General features: G+C 48.2%; 15 protein-coding genes and 1 rRNA gene. All 16 read left to right on the plus strand.

Annotated features, from left to right (window positions below):
* Positions 1–5: 5 nt before the first annotated feature.
* The 16 genes from P157_RS0103230 (at position 6) to P157_RS13740 (ending at position 15,496) form a co-directional block, all read left to right on the plus strand.
* Positions 6–1,109, plus strand: coding sequence for a S1C family serine protease (locus P157_RS0103230; protein WP_026759756.1), 1,104 nt, complete (start codon positions 6–8; stop codon positions 1,107–1,109).
* A complete protein-coding gene (gene rlmH / locus P157_RS0103235; RefSeq protein ID WP_026759757.1) occupies positions 1,109–1,588 on the plus strand; it encodes a 23S rRNA (pseudouridine(1915)-N(3))-methyltransferase RlmH in 480 nt (159 codons plus the stop codon). Before P157_RS0103230 ends, rlmH begins: the two co-directional genes overlap by 1 nt.
* Before the next feature lie 144 nt (positions 1,589–1,732).
* Positions 1,733–3,421, plus strand: a complete 1,689-nt coding sequence (locus P157_RS0103240; protein WP_230578434.1) for an AAA family ATPase — start codon at positions 1,733–1,735, stop codon at positions 3,419–3,421.
* 16 nt (positions 3,422–3,437) lie between these two features.
* Positions 3,438–4,163 carry a hypothetical protein gene (locus P157_RS0103245; protein ID WP_155266693.1) on the plus strand — a complete coding sequence of 242 codons (726 nt, stop codon included), beginning with the start codon at positions 3,438–3,440 and terminating at the stop codon, positions 4,161–4,163.
* Between the two features lie 12 nt (positions 4,164–4,175).
* Positions 4,176–4,766, plus strand: a complete 591-nt coding sequence (locus tag P157_RS0103250) for a helix-hairpin-helix domain-containing protein (protein ID WP_026759760.1) — start codon at positions 4,176–4,178, stop codon at positions 4,764–4,766.
* A 14-nt stretch (positions 4,767–4,780) separates the two neighbouring features.
* On the plus strand, positions 4,781–5,020 hold the full coding sequence (locus tag P157_RS0103255; RefSeq protein ID WP_026759761.1) for a ComEA family DNA-binding protein: 240 nt from the start codon (positions 4,781–4,783) through the stop codon (positions 5,018–5,020).
* A gap of 22 nt (positions 5,021–5,042) precedes the next feature.
* Entirely contained in the window at positions 5,043–5,279 is a 237-nt protein-coding gene (locus P157_RS0103260; RefSeq protein ID WP_026759762.1) for a DUF2997 domain-containing protein, read from the plus strand.
* Positions 5,269–5,880 (plus strand): 4Fe-4S single cluster domain-containing protein, encoded by a 612-nt coding sequence (locus P157_RS0103265; RefSeq protein WP_026759763.1) that lies wholly within the window; start codon positions 5,269–5,271, stop codon positions 5,878–5,880. Before P157_RS0103260 ends, P157_RS0103265 begins: the two co-directional genes overlap by 11 nt.
* Before the next feature lie 26 nt (positions 5,881–5,906).
* A complete protein-coding gene (locus tag P157_RS0103270; RefSeq protein WP_026759764.1) occupies positions 5,907–6,296 on the plus strand; it encodes a hypothetical protein in 390 nt (129 codons plus the stop codon).
* A gap of 44 nt (positions 6,297–6,340) precedes the next feature.
* Positions 6,341–6,946, plus strand: a complete 606-nt coding sequence (locus tag P157_RS15245) for a DUF4234 domain-containing protein (RefSeq protein WP_051598470.1) — start codon at positions 6,341–6,343, stop codon at positions 6,944–6,946.
* 53 nt (positions 6,947–6,999) lie between these two features.
* The gene (locus P157_RS13720) at positions 7,000–7,554 is read left to right on the plus strand and encodes a hypothetical protein (RefSeq protein WP_051598471.1); all 555 of its coding nucleotides are present in this window, start codon (positions 7,000–7,002) and stop codon (positions 7,552–7,554) included.
* A gap of 30 nt (positions 7,555–7,584) precedes the next feature.
* Entirely contained in the window at positions 7,585–8,523 is a 939-nt protein-coding gene (locus P157_RS14805; protein WP_051598472.1) for a hypothetical protein, read from the plus strand.
* A 142-nt stretch (positions 8,524–8,665) separates the two neighbouring features.
* Entirely contained in the window at positions 8,666–9,652 is a 987-nt protein-coding gene (locus tag P157_RS14810) for a 5-bromo-4-chloroindolyl phosphate hydrolysis family protein (protein WP_051598473.1), read from the plus strand.
* A gap of 15 nt (positions 9,653–9,667) precedes the next feature.
* Positions 9,668–10,825: a toxic anion resistance protein gene (locus tag P157_RS0103295; protein WP_026759766.1), complete on the plus strand. Its 1,158-nt coding sequence runs from the start codon at positions 9,668–9,670 to the stop codon at positions 10,823–10,825.
* A gap of 3 nt (positions 10,826–10,828) precedes the next feature.
* The gene (locus P157_RS0103300) at positions 10,829–12,811 is read left to right on the plus strand and encodes a penicillin-binding protein (protein ID WP_026759767.1); all 1,983 of its coding nucleotides are present in this window, start codon (positions 10,829–10,831) and stop codon (positions 12,809–12,811) included.
* 1,124 nt (positions 12,812–13,935) lie between these two features.
* Positions 13,936–15,496: ribosomal RNA gene (locus P157_RS13740) — 16S ribosomal RNA — on the plus strand.
* Positions 15,497–15,528 lie beyond the last annotated feature (32 nt).

The following is a 15,528-nucleotide window of genomic DNA, read 5'->3' on the forward strand; positions in this document are numbered from 1 at the left end:
TTTTCATGAATAAGAAGAAAACTTCACTGATGGTTGCTGCTATGCTGGCTGTGTCGGCCATTACTTTTTCCGGCTGTTCGGCAGGAACGGCGGCGGATAACAGCACCAGTGTCAGCGAATCTGCGCAGGGTTCCCAGAAGGCAAATGCTGATGTAAAACTTTCCGATGCTAGAAATACCCCGGCAGTGCGGGCAGCCAAGATGGTGGGGCCTGCTGTAGTAGGTATTACCAATAAAGCTGTGGTTCGGGATTGGTTCAATAATCCGGTGGAGACCCAGGGCGTTGGCTCTGGCGTTATCTTCCGTGAGGATGGCTACATCGTGACCAATAACCATGTGGTCAGCGGCGCGAAGGAAATCATTGTGTCCCTGTCCGATGGCCGCAGCCTCAAGGGCAAGCTGATTGGCGCTGACGAACTGACGGATTTAGCTGTGGTGAAAGTGGATGGCAAGGATCTGCCCACGGCAAAATTTGGCGATTCGGATCAGATTGTTGTCGGGGAACCGGCTATTGCCATCGGCAACCCCATGGGTCTGGAATTCCGGGGCAGTGTCACCAGCGGTGTGGTGAGTGCCGTTAACCGCACGTTGGATATCAGCGACAAGCTGGTGAAACTGATCCAGACGGATGCAGCCATTAACCCCGGCAACTCCGGCGGTGCGCTTGTGAATGCAGATGGGGAAGTCATCGGCATCAACAGCGCCAAGCTGGCTGCCAGCGGCGTTGAGGGTATGGGCTTTGCCATTCCCACCAATACGGTGCAGAACATTATTGATGAGATTATGAACAAGGGCTATGTTGCTCGTCCCTATCTCGGGGTGTCCGTATTTGACCCCCAGACGGCTGGCCGCTATGGCTATCAGCTGAATATTGACAAGGGTGTTTACATCTTCCAGCTGACCCTCAATGGCCCCTGTGGCAAAGCTGGCCTCCAGCGTGGCGACATCATTCTGAAGGTCAATGATGAAGAGGTAAACAGCGTATCCGACCTGCGGGCCAAAGTGGCTGCGCATAAGGTAGGCGATACGGTGAAAGTCACCTTTGACCGCAATGGTGCCAGCCGCAATGTGGATGTGGTGCTCGAAGAAATGCCGCAGGATAACCGCTGATGAAGATTACGATTGTCTGTGCAGGCAAAATCAAGGAGAAGTATCTCTCGGCGGGGATTGCTGAATTCATGAAGCGTCTGAAGCCTTTTGCTCAGGTGGAAATCCGGGAGATTCACGAGGAGAAGATGCCGGATTCGCCGTCTGATGCGGAAAGGGAACAGGTGCTGACCCGGGAGGGAGAAAAACTCCTGAAGCTGGTACCGGAGGGCAGTTATCTCTTTGTGCTGGATGTATTCGGCAAGGAAAAATCCTCGGAGGAATTGGCGGCCTCAATCGACAAGCTGGGCCTTTCCGGCCGCAGCAATATCACCTTTTTGATTGGCGGGGCCTTTGGCCTTTCCAGCGAGGTGCGCAAGGCTGCAGATGAGCTCTTGAGCTTTTCGCGAATGACCTTTACCCATCAGATGGTGAGGCTCCTGCTTGTGGAACAAATTTACCGCGCCTTTAAGATTAACCGCGGGGAAAAATATCATTGGTAAGATAATATTGTGCTTAATATAGCCTGCTTGTTCAGGGAAAAGTGTGGATAACTTTTTTCTTGAATGAGCAGGATTTTTTTTTTTTTTTCTAGAATTGTATTGTTGATTGAAAAGTCGGAAGTGAGTGATGGATTTGGGGGATGTATGATGGAACAACGGAATTCGATTGAAAAACATTTGGCAGACCTTTGCCGGGCAAGGTTCCCTATGATATATTTGCCGACTTGGGAAGAAGAACGTGCGCTCAAGACCATTTTCCGCATAGGGACAGATACGGCCTTTATCAAAACGGCGCGGGATATCTTTGTATGGCGTATCACCACAGGTATAGAACGCATCGAGGTTGAGACTGATATTACAGCGGGGGGGAAGCCGGAGAAGGATACATCAGATCCAATGAAGGCATTGGATTTTATTCAGAAGTATAATAAGCCTGCTATGTTGATTCTGCTAGATTTTCATGTTTATTTTGACAGCCGTAAGCCGGAAGCCAAGGTGATTCGTAAGGTGCGGGATACGGTGAATATGTTGAAGGGTGGTATGGTGCCCAAGAATGTAATCCTTCTGTCACCACGGCTTATCTTGCCCAATGAGTTGCAGAAGGATATTACTATTGTGGATTTTGACTTGCCAGATTATCGGGATATCAAGCAGAGTTTGAAGCGAATTATTAATGATAACCGGGGGAATACAAAGATTCGCTTTGACCTTGATGAAAACAGTAGTGAAGAACTGGCGAGAGCCGCACAGGGACTTACATTACAGGAGGCTGAAAACGCTTTTGCCCGCGCCATCGTGGAGCGGGGGTGCTTGGACAAGGACAGCAGGGACATTATTGTTGAAGAAAAACGGCAGATTATCAAGAAAACAGGTGTATTGGAATATATACAGAGTGACTTAAATTTGGACGATGTTGGTGGCTTGGGAAATCTAAAAAAATGGTTGCTTAAACGTAATAATTCGTGGCAGGCACGGGCGGCCAAGTATAGTTTGCCTGCACCTAAAGGTGTGCTTATCACAGGTGTACCTGGTTGTGGCAAGAGCCTTACCGCTAAGGCTATAAGTGCCATGTGGAAACTTCCGCTACTTCGCATGGATGTAGGTAAGATTTTTAGCGGGATTGTAGGAAGTAGTGAGGAGAATATGCGCAATGCCATCAAGACCGCTGAAGCGGCGGCCCCCAGTATCCTCTGGATTGATGAGATTGAAAAGGGGTTCAGTGGGGTAAGTGGCTCCGGTGACAGTGGTACGTCAACGCGTGTTTTTGGCACATTCTTGACATGGATGCAGGAAAAGAAAGAACCTGTATTTGTGGTGGCTACCGCCAATAATATCCATGCGTTGCCCTCGGAAATGATGAGAAAAGGGCGTTTTGATGAAATTTTCTTTGTGGATTTGCCTACCGCCGCTGAAAGAAAAGCTATTTTTAAGGTACATTTGATGCGGCGGCTTAAAGATAAGGATGTCAGGGGGAGTTTTGACTGGGATGAAACAGCACTCAATCATTTGGCTGATGAAACGGAGGGCTTTGTGGGGGCAGAGATAGAAAATGCTGTTACCAGTGGACTCTTTGAAGCGTTCTGTGAAAATCGCGCCATTCGTATGGAGGATTTTGATAAGGCAATTACAAATACTGTTCCCTTGGTGGTTACTCAGGCCGAGCAGATATCCGCTATCAGAGCTTGGGCTAATGTGCGGGCGGTGGCAGCGACAGCACCAGAGGACAGGCAGGACTATGTGAGAGATAATTCTGCTGCAGGAAACGGAAATGGTGAACCAGAGAAAAAAGAGGATGTATTTCAGCAACGGGGCGGCAGAACAATAGATATTTAAGCTGGGAGTGATAATTGTGTCTATTTGTTTATTGGCAATTCCCATTGCCCTTGCTATGAGGGCGGCTATGGGAGAGAAAAATTTTAACGAATGGGTGGAGTCTAATACGATGCGTCTGGCCACCAATTTCAAAGATGAACAAGATTTGCTGCAAACGGTCAAAGGTGCTGGTCATGATGCTGAGCCTTGGGGTGAGATGTACAAGACGCATATAGATAAGGAATTGTGGTTTTTCTGGGAAAAGCATGAAGGTAAGTGGCAGGCTAATTTCAGCAAAAGCGATGATATGGAAAAAATAAAAATATTCTTTCGGGATTTACAGCGTAAAGCAAATAGACAGATTCTCTATGTGGAGCCACAGGCCACAAAGATTGCACCCAAAGTGGAGGGAACTTTAACGACCATATATACCGATAAGGAACTTCTAGAGGAAACGTTGCTGAAATTTGGTGCACAAAAGAAACTCTATCGCAAAGATCGCACGTTGATATGTGAACTTTCCGGTTTCACGTTGGAATTCCGGCAAAAAGAACCGGGAGTTCCCTATGAGCTTAGTTTTACTGGGCAGAAAGATGCCCGTGCAGTCTATGATGCCATGCGGCAGCTGGATGAGGGGTATCGGAGTGCTGTGCAGGAACGTACCTATATGAATGTGAGAAAGAAACTGGAAGAGAAAAAAATGACGGTGGAAAGCGAAGAGATTATGGAAGATAATTCCATCGTTTTGACGGTGAATATATAGGAGGGGTGGGAAATGGGAACTGTGCAAAAAGTTTTGTGGTGGATTTTTTGGTATGCTATTGTTTGGTTTGGCTTTGCCTGCTTAATTGCAGGGGTAAGCGAAATGGAACTCCCAATGCTGATAAAGGCAATATTGTTCTTTGCTTTGTTTATTTTTCCCGGTTGGTATGCAACCAGGAAAGTAAAGCAAAAGGCATTGAAAAAGGAAATGGAACAGCGGACGAGAAATTTTACGCCTCAGTCGAAGCCTGCATCGCAACCGTTACCTCCTGTATCAGACCTATCACCGCAAATTACGCCGCAGCCGATAGCAAAAACAATTAGTTTTGAAACAGGCAGCAATCAGCAGGCGCAAAGTAGTGCCACAGCAGTGGAACCGGAATTACCTAGTCTTAATGCCGCCACGGTGGAGGATTTGACGAAACTATCTGCTATCAATCGTATATTGGCGATGCAAATTATTTCTCAAAAGGAAAAAGGGGGAGATTACCTATCTTTTGAGGATTTGTTTGCTAGAGTACAGCTTTCTTCACAGGCGCAGGAGGAATTGCGTAGGAATTTTTCAATTGTATCTGCGGGGAATGGCCGATTTATTGATTTCTAGGGGAGGTGTCACAGTTGAAGATTTCCATTAACACGGCAGAGAAGCAAGACCTTCTGCTGTTACCAGGGATAAATTTGAGTGAAGCGGAGGCTATAATGCGGGAACGGGATAGAAACACTGGCTTTGCCACTACAGATGAATTTATGATATATGTAGCAAAACTGGATGTGCCGCCACATTTATATAAGGCAATTGAAAATCGGATTGAGGTTACTTCTGTAAGGTCAGGAGCTGCCCGCGTCATTGATTTTTAGAAGAAGGAAGGGATGTAGGGATATGGCTACTATGCAAATCCGAATTTACCCTGATGGCAGGGTACAAGGGGAAATTGACGGCATTAAGGGAAAGAAATGTACGGATTATATCGGCATTATCGAAGAACTTACTGACAGCCGTACATGGCAGTCTAATTTTACCGAAGAATTTTATGAAACGGAAGAAGTTCATACTCATCAAGAGCAGAGGGACTATGAGGATGATGTAGTAAGGACGGGGCAGAGAAATGAGTGGTAAGCTGCGGCTCTATCACTTTATCCCTGCAACCAAAACGGAAGGACCTGGCTTACGGGCTGGAATTTGGGTCCAGGGGTGCCCGCATCATTGCCATGGTTGTGTCGCACAAGATACCTGGGACTTTACGGCAGGATATAGTGAGCAGGTGGATAGTTTGGTCGGTAGGATTCTATCTGTGTCGAAGCTGGATGGGATAACTATTGCTGGAGGTGAACCTTTTTGTCAGGCCGGTTCATTGGCTGAGTTGGTGAGGAAAGTCAAGGCGAAAAAGCCTCATTTTACAGTTATTTGTTTTACTGGCTGGACGCTGGATGCGTTGCTCAAGCAGCGGTCAGCGGATGTGGGGCGGTTATTAGCTGAGGTAGATCTTTTACTAGATGGCCCTTATGTAGAGGCGTTAGCCAGCACTGACAGGCCATTGGTGGGCTCATCTAATCAAGAGTTTCATTTTCTTACGCCAAGGTTGTTGTTTTGGAAAGAGACATGGGGGGAGGTGAACAATAAGTTGGAAATCCGCATTGCTCCGGATGGCCGTATTGTTGCGAATGGACTGATACCAGGGGATGTGCTGATAGAAATTGTTAAAGAGATACAAAAATAGAAAGGACGAGGAGAATGGGACGATGTATGAAGATTATTGCTACGCTTATGATGGCGTTGGCAATGTTGGTTGGTGCTCAATGTCGTATGGAAGCAGCAGACTTTTATCTTGGTAACTATATGGATGGGACAACGGCATATTTGATGACAGAAAGCATCAAGGAATCTGTATATGACAGGGATGAAGGGGGCGAAAGGTACGATTGTTGGGTAAAGATTGTAAATCCTAAAGAAGTGGATTATGAAACGACGCATTATACAATAACCTATTTTCAGGTGTTGTCTATGGAGAGGGATGGCAAGAATCTATACTATTTGAGAAATCAAAAAGAATTTTTTGATAATAATCCAGTAGAGCGAAACTTAGTCAGCTACATAAACCGGCACTATCGCGACCCGTATGGGAAATCAAGATAAGCTGGTAGAGGATAGAGAATAGTTTTATGAGGAGGTAGAGAAAAATGTCGAAGTATTGCGCCAAATGTAACAAAGATTATGGTGAGGGCACAAAGTTTTGTCCGGAGTGTGGAGGACAGCTTTCAGAAAAGGCCGGCTTTATTGATTTGGAGGATGGTGACAAGATGAAATCCGGATTGCAAGCAGCACCTTCATCGCCAGGGCCTACTTATGCACCAGTTAATGCTACATATCAGCAACAACCGTTGAGTGAGAGTGTGGGGGTAGGATATAAACCACCCATGGAAAAATATGGTTTTATATCCATGATATTGCTTAGTATTATTACATTAGGGATATATGGTATTTACTGGATAAATAAATTTTCCAAGACTACAAATTACTTTACAGGCAGAGAGGTCACGGCTACTGGGGGGAAATTGATTTTGTATATCTTTATAACTTTGGGGATATACGGAATTTACTGGTATTACGAACAGGTTGTTGCGCTTAATGAAGCGAAGGATATGCGTAATATGCCTGGTAGTAGACACTCTCCTGCCGTTTGTATTATACTCTGCTTGTTTGGATTGGGAATTATCCCTTGCTATTGGATGATATCAGATGCAAATGAACTGATTGATTTTGAAAATTGGAAGAATAAACATTGAAAATATGATATTACCGAATCGAACTTCTAGTTAGAAAGAAAGGAGAATTGGTAATGTTATCAAAAAGGTTGAAAGAAATAAAAATAGCTGTTTGTCTGGTGTTGATGTCAGCACTACTGTTATGTTCCAATACTGTATCTGAGGCGAATCAGTATCCGGACTATCTTAATGGAGATAGAAATTGGGTCCTGGTTAATGCGAAACAGGGAATGGCGTGGTATATGGATAAGAGTTCAGTGGCTGTACAAAAATATGCACCGCCTAATTATCAAATAGCTGTAAACGTGGTGACTGTGAGCCTTTCATCCAATGGTTTTGAGTTGGATCTTATTAATTCGCCAAGAGTTTACGAAACAGAAACACATTATTATTATTACAACTGGGACAGCAGGAAAATGTATAGGTTAGATACAATGGCTAATAAGTGGAACTATATGCCGCCTGTGGGGGATTACGCTTCCACTAGTCATGTGATTGAAGGTGAGTTAGCATTTTATGCGGCGTATCACATGAAGTTTTATGGTGGCAAGCAGTGGATGGATTCTGCCACTAATCGCTATGAAACTGCAGTTTCTGATAGTGCGTACATGCTTTTGGATGCTTATTGATAAGTAAGTATGGAAATAGGAGGCGATCCTATGAATGGTGAAAAGGATTTCGCTGTAAGAGGAAGACACATACTGACGGCTGTACTCACAACTTTCGTGGTCGTTTTTACGTTTTGCGGATGTGCTAAAGAGGTCGCATCACTGCAAAATGAAGTGATGTCCGTTTTTGACGATGAATATGTAACCCAAGTAAAGAAAGGGCATTTGCAAATGGCGCCCAATATAGCCATTGGTGAGGCTTTTGCCAATTTTTTTGCCGAACCTAAGTGGGAGTCGTTTAAGTCCACGGATGGGCAGAGAGTGGTGGAGTTTACCGGGAAGTGTACATGGCAGGATAAGCCGGCTACCTACAAGATGCAGTTTATCATCAAAGACAATACTTCTTTTGAAACAGGAGCCGTTAAAATTAACGACACGAATTTGAATGTGTTGGAGACAGCGGTGATTATGGCAAAAATTCTGGGGAAGGATGCTGCGACTGATACGGATTCTGGAAAGGCTGTACCGGCACCCGAACAGACAGTGACTGCAACCAATTCAGCGAACACAGACAAGAATACAGCTGTGTCTCGTCCGCCGTCAAACGCTATGATGGGGAATGTCAAATTGGGAGATTCATTGGCAGAGGCTGAGAAGGTGCTGGGAGAACCAACTAAGAAAACGGAAAAAGAGACAGGCAAACTCCGTTACGTTTACCCACTAATGGATGTTGCCTATGACTATGGTGAAGTTACTGGTACGGCGGCAGATGATGCTAGAGTTACAACGCCTATGGGCATACATCCTGGTTCGTCTTTGCAGGATGTCTTGAATGCCTATGGGACAGATTATCTGTTGTCTGCTTATGGAGACTTAGACCTTTATGAGTACAAGTATAGGGATGAAAGAGGACGTCCTTACCTTTTGCGCTTTGCGGTGAAACAAAATAATGGAGCGGTTAATTACATAAGCATTCGGTATACGGATTAGCGTTGACGGTTCATTTTTTCAGTGTCTAAACGTTAAAGAAGAGCACGATTCCTGCTACTGTTGTGGCAGGTTTGGTGCTCTTTTTTTCTGGTGGTTTTATGATATAATGAAAGTAGATTTTTCACATTGAGGAGCGATGGCAATGCGGAATATATATGGACTACTGGCTTTGCTTTTGGGGAGCGGCGGAATTTATACGATTCTGAATGATTACAGCCCTGCGGTGTGCTTGCTGTTAATGCTCGGGATGGGTATTAGCGTTTACAAAGGGCAGCTGCCGCAGCAGGAAGTGCGGAAGCTGGATCTCAGCCAACTGGCAGCGGAGCAGGCAGATACGGCTCTGGCGGATTGGGAGAAGGCCAGGGGGGATTATCAGCGGATTGAAGAGGCTCGGCGCAAGATTCGGGATAGCCAGCTCAGCCGGCAATTAGGTCTTATGCAGCAGGAGTCGGCCCGGCTGCTTAACTATGTGGAAAAACACCCAGAGCGGATTGCAGCAGCTGGCCGTTTTATTCACTACTATCAGGACAGGGCGGCCAGCCTCAGTGAGCAGTACAGCGAGCTGGAGGAAACCAAACTGGAAACGGAGCAGGTGCGTCAGGTCAAAGCCAGGCTGAAAGAGACCATCGTGAGCTTTGACGAAGCCTATAGCGCCGAGTTTACCAAGATTATCAACAGCCAGCTGCTGGATATGGATGCGGAGCTTACAGTGATGCAGCAGTCACTGGAGGCTGAGGGTATCAGCAATAATCAACAGGGAAGCACCGCAGAGGCGGTGGAGCTGAATGCTGCCAAAGCGCCGCAGGCTACAGGGATTGGCCGCAAGAAGCGTCCGCGCCGGGGAGCAGTTACCAAAGTGGGCGGGCAGGAAACAGCCCCCTTCAAGGAGAAAATAACTACACCGGACAATTTGCGCAGCTCGGTGCTGTTTCAGAAGGTCATTATGAGTGGTCTGGCCATTGTTTTGGGAACCTTTGGCGTCCATAAGTTCTTTCAGGGCAAGACCAAGTGGGGCATGGCCTATTTGTTTTTGTTCTGGACGATGATACCAACCTTGGTTTCCATCGTGGAAGGTATTCGCTATTTATTTATGCCAGTAGATGACTTTTATAATCAGTATTATCGGTAAGAGGGAGGAATGACCATGGAAGTAAAATTAGAAGATTTGATGAAGGCGAAGACAAATATTGCAAGTGCTGATGTAACCCCGGATAATCTGCCGTCCACGGAAGTGATGACGGCGCAGGTGGAACAGGTGGTAAATGACCTGAGTCCGGAGGAGCGGGCACAGGTGGAAAAGATAAAGGATGAACTGGATTTGACGGATTCCACGGCCATCCTGCGCTTTGGTGCGCCTGCCCAGCAAAAGATTGCCGAGTTCTCGGACAGCGTATTGTCACAGGTGCGCACGAAGGACAGCGGGCCTGTAGGTGAGCTGTTGGGAAGCCTTGTCAAGCAGGTTCGGGATTTTGAACCGGAGGAGAACAAGAGTTTTCTGACGAAGATTCCGCTGGTGGGCAGTCTCGTGAAAAAGGGCGAAGATATCAAGCTGGGCTATGATAAACTCTCTACGCAGGTGGAGCGCATTCAGGGGAATCTGGAACAGGCCAAGCTCAAGATGATGAAGGATGTAGCGCTCTTTGACAAGCTCTACGCGGAAAATCTCAGCTATTTCAAGCAGCTGCAACTCTATATTCAAGCGGGCGAGGAAAAACTTACGGAAATGCGGGAGGTTACGCTGCCCAAACTCCGTCAGCAGGCGGCAGATTCCGGCGACCCCATGGCGGTACAGGTGGTATCGGATTTTGAAGCCAGTGTCAACCGCTTTGAGAAGAAGGTTCATGACCTTAAAATCAGCAAGACGATTGCGATTCAGTCGGCACCGCAGATTCGCCTGATTCAGAACAATGACAAGGCTCTGATTGACCGTGTACAGACAGCTATCTACAGCACGATTCCGCTCTGGAAGAATCAGTTGGTCATCGCTTTGGGCTTGCAGGCGCAGCAGGATGTTCTGCGCATGCAGCAGGCGGTTAGCAATACGACCAACGAATTGTTACGCCGCAATGCGGAGCTTTTGCAGCAGAACAGCATTGAGACCGCGCAGGAGAATGAGCGCAGCATTGTGGATATCGAAACGGTGCGCGAGGTCAATGACCGCCTGATTAATACCATTGAAGAAACCATCAAGATTCAGCAGAATGGCCGGGCCAAACGGCAGGCGGCGGAAGCTGAACTCTTGCAGATTGAAGGCAGATTAAGGGAAACGCTGCTGAAAAACAGCGGCAGGCAGGAGGCTTAATACATGAAGAAGGAACGCCGCGCCGTCCAGCGGCGCATCAGCGTTTTGGCGTTTTTTATGCTGGTAGCGGTGGGCTTTATCGTCTGCCGTTATGCCTGGCTGCAGCTCGTGCAGGGAAGTTCCTTGAGCGAGCGCATGAAGGCACAGGTGGGGCAGGACTATGCGATTCAGTCTCCCCGAGGGGCAATTCTCGACCGCAATGGCCGTGAACTAGCGGTCAGCACGATGACCAAGTCCCTCTATATTGACCCCTCTCATGTGGATAATCCGCAGGAAGTGGCGGCCAATCTGGCACCGCTTATCGGTCAGACAGAACAGGATATTCTGGATGATATTGCTGTGGGAGGCGGCTTTGTCTGGGTGAAACGGCGCATGGAGCAGTCGGAATACGAGGCTGTGCGCCAGCTGATTAAAGAAAAGAACTATATTTCCTGTCTGAATTTCCGGGACGAGGCCAAACGCTATTATCCCAATGATGTTCTGGCGGCCAATGTGCTGGGCTTTGTGGGCACCGATGACAAGGGCCTTGACGGGGTGGAACAGGCCTTGGACGCCCTGCTCAAGGGGGAAATCAAGGAAACCTATCTGACTACGGACCGGCAGGCCCGGCCAATTCTGGATTCCATTTTTTCCAACCGGCGGCGCTATATGGGCGATTCCTGCAAGACGGTGGAACTAACCATTGACAGTGCGATTCAGTTTATCGTGGAACAGGAATTGGACAGGGCCATTGCAGAGAATAATCCTAAGGCCATCACCTGCGTGGTGATGAATCCGAAAACCGGGGAAGTCCTGGCTATGGCATCCCGTCCTTCCTACAACCCCAATAAATTCTGGGATTATAATGCCGAGGTCTGGAAGAACCGCGCGGTGTCCTTTATCTATGAGCCGGGGTCTACCTTCAAGTCAGTAGTGGCAGGAGCAGCCCTGCAGGAAAAAGTGGTCAGCCCCAATCAGGTATTCGTAGACCCGGGATACGTTATGGTGTCCGGGCGGCGGATTCAGAACTGGAACGGCGAAAGTTTCGGTACGGTGACTTTTACGGATGTGGTAAAGCAGTCGCTGAATACCGGCTTTGCGCAGGTCGGCTTGCGCCTCGGGGCAGAGCGTCTGATGAGTTATGCCCGCAATTTTGGCTTCGGTGAGCCTACGGGCATAGATTTACCCGGTGAGGAAAGCGGTATACTCTTTAAGCCAGAGGATATGCGGGATTCGGATATGGCAACCTCGGCCATTGGCCAGAGTATTGCCGTGACTCCTTTGCAGCTCGTTACTGCTGTTTCGGCTATCGCCAATGATGGCGTTCTGTTAAAACCACATATCGTGAAGTCTATCCGCAATGCGGATGGCAGCGTCTATGAGGAACGGGGCAAGACGGAAGTGCGCCGGGTTATTGACTCGGCTACTGATAAGACGCTGATGGGGCTGCTAGAGCAGGTAGTATCCAGCGGCGGCGGTGCCAAAGCGCAGGTGAAGGGTTATCGTATCGCTGGTAAAACTGGTACAGCGCAGAAAATCCGTGAAGATGGTAGCGGCTATATGGATGGCCGTTATATTGCTTCTTTCTGCGGTTTTGCACCGGTGGAAGACCCGCAATTGACGGTCCTTGTGATGATTGATGACCCCAGCGCGGGCAATTTCTATGGCGGCCAGATTGCAGCGCCTGTGGCCGGACGGATTTTTGCCCAGTTGTTCCGCTATTTGCATATTGAACCTTCCAGCGATCCCTTTGCTGGCATGGAACCGGCAGAGGAAAAGAAGCCCCGCCATAGACCGGCAAAACCTTTTACAGGGGTAGTGCCGGATGGCAAGGTAGTGGTGCCGGACTTCACGGGCAAGAGCCTGAGGGAAGCTGCAGGACTGGCGGCAGATAAAGGGCTGTCCTTCCAAAGTGAGGGCTCCGGGTATGCTGTGGGGCAGAGTATTGAATTGAATACGCTGGTGGATAAGGGTACGACGATTACTGTGTACTTTGAACCAGGATAATACGACGTACATCTATGTATAAAGACGCCCGCGGGGCTGGTGATATTTTCCTTCGTTATTGACAGGCTTGTAAAAGCTGGGGGAAATAACACCAGCCCCGCGGGCTTTTGCGTAGATTAAATTGCAGTTTGTCAGTGAGTACTGAAAGATTTTTGTTACAGATCAGTGGGGCGGAGGTGGTAATACTTTTCGCCGTTGCACTAAATGACCCACAAGGGAATTTATTGGACTTTTAGTAACCTGCGCCGGGCAGGCCGGCGGCGCGTATGTTCAGCTCAATTTTTAGGAACTCTTGTTTGTGGGCCAGTCCTCACTATGTTCGGACAGTCGTTCCACGGCGAAAAGCATCACCACCTCCGCCCTAAGTGATGTCCGTACCAACTGTCATTTCGTGATGACAAGGAGCAAGTACATCGATGTTCTTGTAACGGGAGCAACGAGTTCGTGGCAATAGCATAGACCGTATATTGGGGCGGACGGGGAGTGAATTTTCTGTAGGGAGCGACTGCCTGAACGCAGTGAAGGCCGGCCCCATGTAGGAGAAAGCTAAGCAAATACGCTGAAAGCAGCGCCGTTGGCCTGCCCGGCGCGAGTAAATGGACAGCTATTTTTTCCGAGGGGGTCGTTTAGCGGAAAACAGAAAATTCACTCCCCGTTCGCCCCTGACAACGTATGAACTAGATACCTTTAGCACGAACTGAACTCCCCACAAACTGCAATTTTTAGCAGTTTTTAACTTTTTTTCAAAAAAGGTGTTGACATATAAGGAGAACTCGTGTAATATAATACAAGTCGCTGACAGACACGGACACGAAACGGTGTAGCGAAGCCTTGACTGGCGAGGCACTGATGAGTTCCGAAAAGCTTCGAAAAAACTTCAAAAAAGTTCTTGACAAGCTAAGCTGAATGCGATAAGATAAATGAGTCGCTTGAAGCGAGAGCCGATAACGACAAAACAGATTGTTCTTTGAAAACTAAACAATGCAAATAATCATGCAACATGATTAAAGCCAGATGTTTGAGAAGTGAAAACTTCTTATTAAAACATCGATTGGTATGAACAACATAGCAATCGGCAATTTCTTTAATAGATAATTGAGAGCTTGATTAAGTTCTTCATAAATTTTATGGAGAGTTTGATCCTGGCTCAGGACGAACGCTGGCGGCGTGCTTAACACATGCAAGTCGAACGAGGTGATTGAAAGCTTGCTTTTAAGAACCGAGTGGCAAACGGGTGAGTAACGCGTAGACAACCTGCCGCAAAGATGGGGACAACAGTCCGAAAGGACTGCTAATACCGAATGTTGTCAAGTTTCCGCATGGGAGCTTGATTAAAGATGGCCTCTACTTGTAAGCTATCGCTTTGCGATGGGTCTGCGTCTGATTAGCTAGTTGGTGGGGTAACGGCCTACCAAGGCGACGATCAGTAGCCGGTCTGAGAGGATGAACGGCCACATTGGAACTGAGACACGGTCCAGACTCCTACGGGAGGCAGCAGTGGGGAATCTTCCGCAATGGGCGAAAGCCTGACGGAGCAACGCCGCGTGAGTGAAGAAGGGTTTCGGCTCGTAAAGCTCTGTTGACGGGGACGAACGTGCGAGATGCGAATAGTTTCTTGCAATGACGGTACCCGTCGAGGAAGCCACGGCTAACTACGTGCCAGCAGCCGCGGTAATACGTAGGTGGCGAGCGTTGTCCGGAATTATTGGGCGTAAAGGGAGCGCAGGCGGGAAGGCAAGTCAGTCTTAAAAGTGCGGGGCTCAACCCCGTGATGGGATTGAAACTGTCTTTCTTGAGTGCAGGAGAGGAAAGCGGAATTCCTAGTGTAGCGGTGAAATGCGTAGATATTAGGAGGAACACCAGTGGCGAAGGCGGCTTTCTGGACTGTAACTGACGCTGAGGCTCGAAAGCGTGGGGAGCGAACAGGATTAGATACCCTGGTAGTCCACGCCGTAAACGATGAATGCTAGGTGTAGGAGGTATCGACCCCTTCTGTGCCGGAGTTAACGCAATAAGCATTCCGCCTGGGGAGTACGGTCGCAAGACTGAAACTCAAAGGAATTGACGGGGGCCCGCACAAGCGGTGGAGTATGTGGTTTAATTCGACGCAACGCGAAGAACCTTACCAGGGCTTGACATTGAGTGAAAGACCTAGAGATAGGTCCCTCCCTTCGGGGACACGAAAACAGGTGGTGCATGGCTGTCGTCAGCTCGTGTCGTGAGATGTTGGGTTAAGTCCCGCAACGAGCGCAACCCCTATCATTTGTTGCCAGCACGTCAAGGTGGGAACTCAAATGAGACTGCCGCGGACAACGCGGAGGAAGGCGGGGATGACGTCAAGTCATCATGCCCCTTATGTCCTGGGCTACACACGTACTACAATGGGATGGACAGAGAGCAGCGACCCCGCGAGGGCAAGCGAACCCCATAAACCATCTCCCAGTTCGGATTGCAGGCTGCAACCCGCCTGCATGAAGTCGGAATCGCTAGTAATCGCTGGTCAGCATACAGCGGTGAATACGTTCCCGGGCCTTGTACACACCGCCCGTCACACCACGGAAGTCATTCACACCCGAAGCCGGTGGGTAAACCGCAAGGATATAGCCGTCTAAGGTGGGGGCGATGACTGGGGTGAAGTCGTAACAAGGTAGCCGTATCGGAAGGTGCGGCTGGATCACCTCCTTTCTAAGGATTACAAAATCTTAGGTCGGAGCATT

It is taken from the genome of Selenomonas ruminantium AC2024, from assembly GCF_000687995.1.
Classification (GTDB): Bacteria; Bacillota; Negativicutes; order Selenomonadales; family Selenomonadaceae; genus Selenomonas_A; species Selenomonas_A ruminantium_B.

Excerpts from the sequence above, each read along its gene's own strand:
- P157_RS14810 (WP_051598473.1), top strand. The coding sequence starts at position 8,666 with ATGCGGAATATATATGGACTACTGGCTTTGCTTTTGGGGAGCGGCGGA.
- P157_RS0103270 (WP_026759764.1), top strand. The coding sequence starts at position 5,907 with ATGAAGATTATTGCTACGCTTATGATGGCGTTGGCAATGTTGGTTGGT.
- P157_RS0103295 (WP_026759766.1), top strand. The coding sequence starts at position 9,668 with ATGGAAGTAAAATTAGAAGATTTGATGAAGGCGAAGACAAATATTGCA.
- rlmH (WP_026759757.1), top strand. The coding sequence starts at position 1,109 with ATGAAGATTACGATTGTCTGTGCAGGCAAAATCAAGGAGAAGTATCTC.
- P157_RS15245 (WP_051598470.1), top strand. The coding sequence starts at position 6,341 with ATGTCGAAGTATTGCGCCAAATGTAACAAAGATTATGGTGAGGGCACA.
- P157_RS14805 (WP_051598472.1), top strand. The coding sequence starts at position 7,585 with ATGAATGGTGAAAAGGATTTCGCTGTAAGAGGAAGACACATACTGACG.
- P157_RS0103250 (WP_026759760.1), top strand. The coding sequence starts at position 4,176 with ATGGGAACTGTGCAAAAAGTTTTGTGGTGGATTTTTTGGTATGCTATT.
- P157_RS0103265 (WP_026759763.1), top strand. The coding sequence starts at position 5,269 with ATGAGTGGTAAGCTGCGGCTCTATCACTTTATCCCTGCAACCAAAACG.
- P157_RS0103260 (WP_026759762.1), top strand. The coding sequence starts at position 5,043 with ATGGCTACTATGCAAATCCGAATTTACCCTGATGGCAGGGTACAAGGG.
- P157_RS13720 (WP_051598471.1), top strand. The coding sequence starts at position 7,000 with ATGTTATCAAAAAGGTTGAAAGAAATAAAAATAGCTGTTTGTCTGGTG.
- P157_RS0103300 (WP_026759767.1), top strand. The coding sequence starts at position 10,829 with ATGAAGAAGGAACGCCGCGCCGTCCAGCGGCGCATCAGCGTTTTGGCG.
- P157_RS0103230 (WP_026759756.1), top strand. The coding sequence starts at position 6 with ATGAATAAGAAGAAAACTTCACTGATGGTTGCTGCTATGCTGGCTGTG.
- P157_RS0103240 (WP_230578434.1), top strand. The coding sequence starts at position 1,733 with ATGATGGAACAACGGAATTCGATTGAAAAACATTTGGCAGACCTTTGC.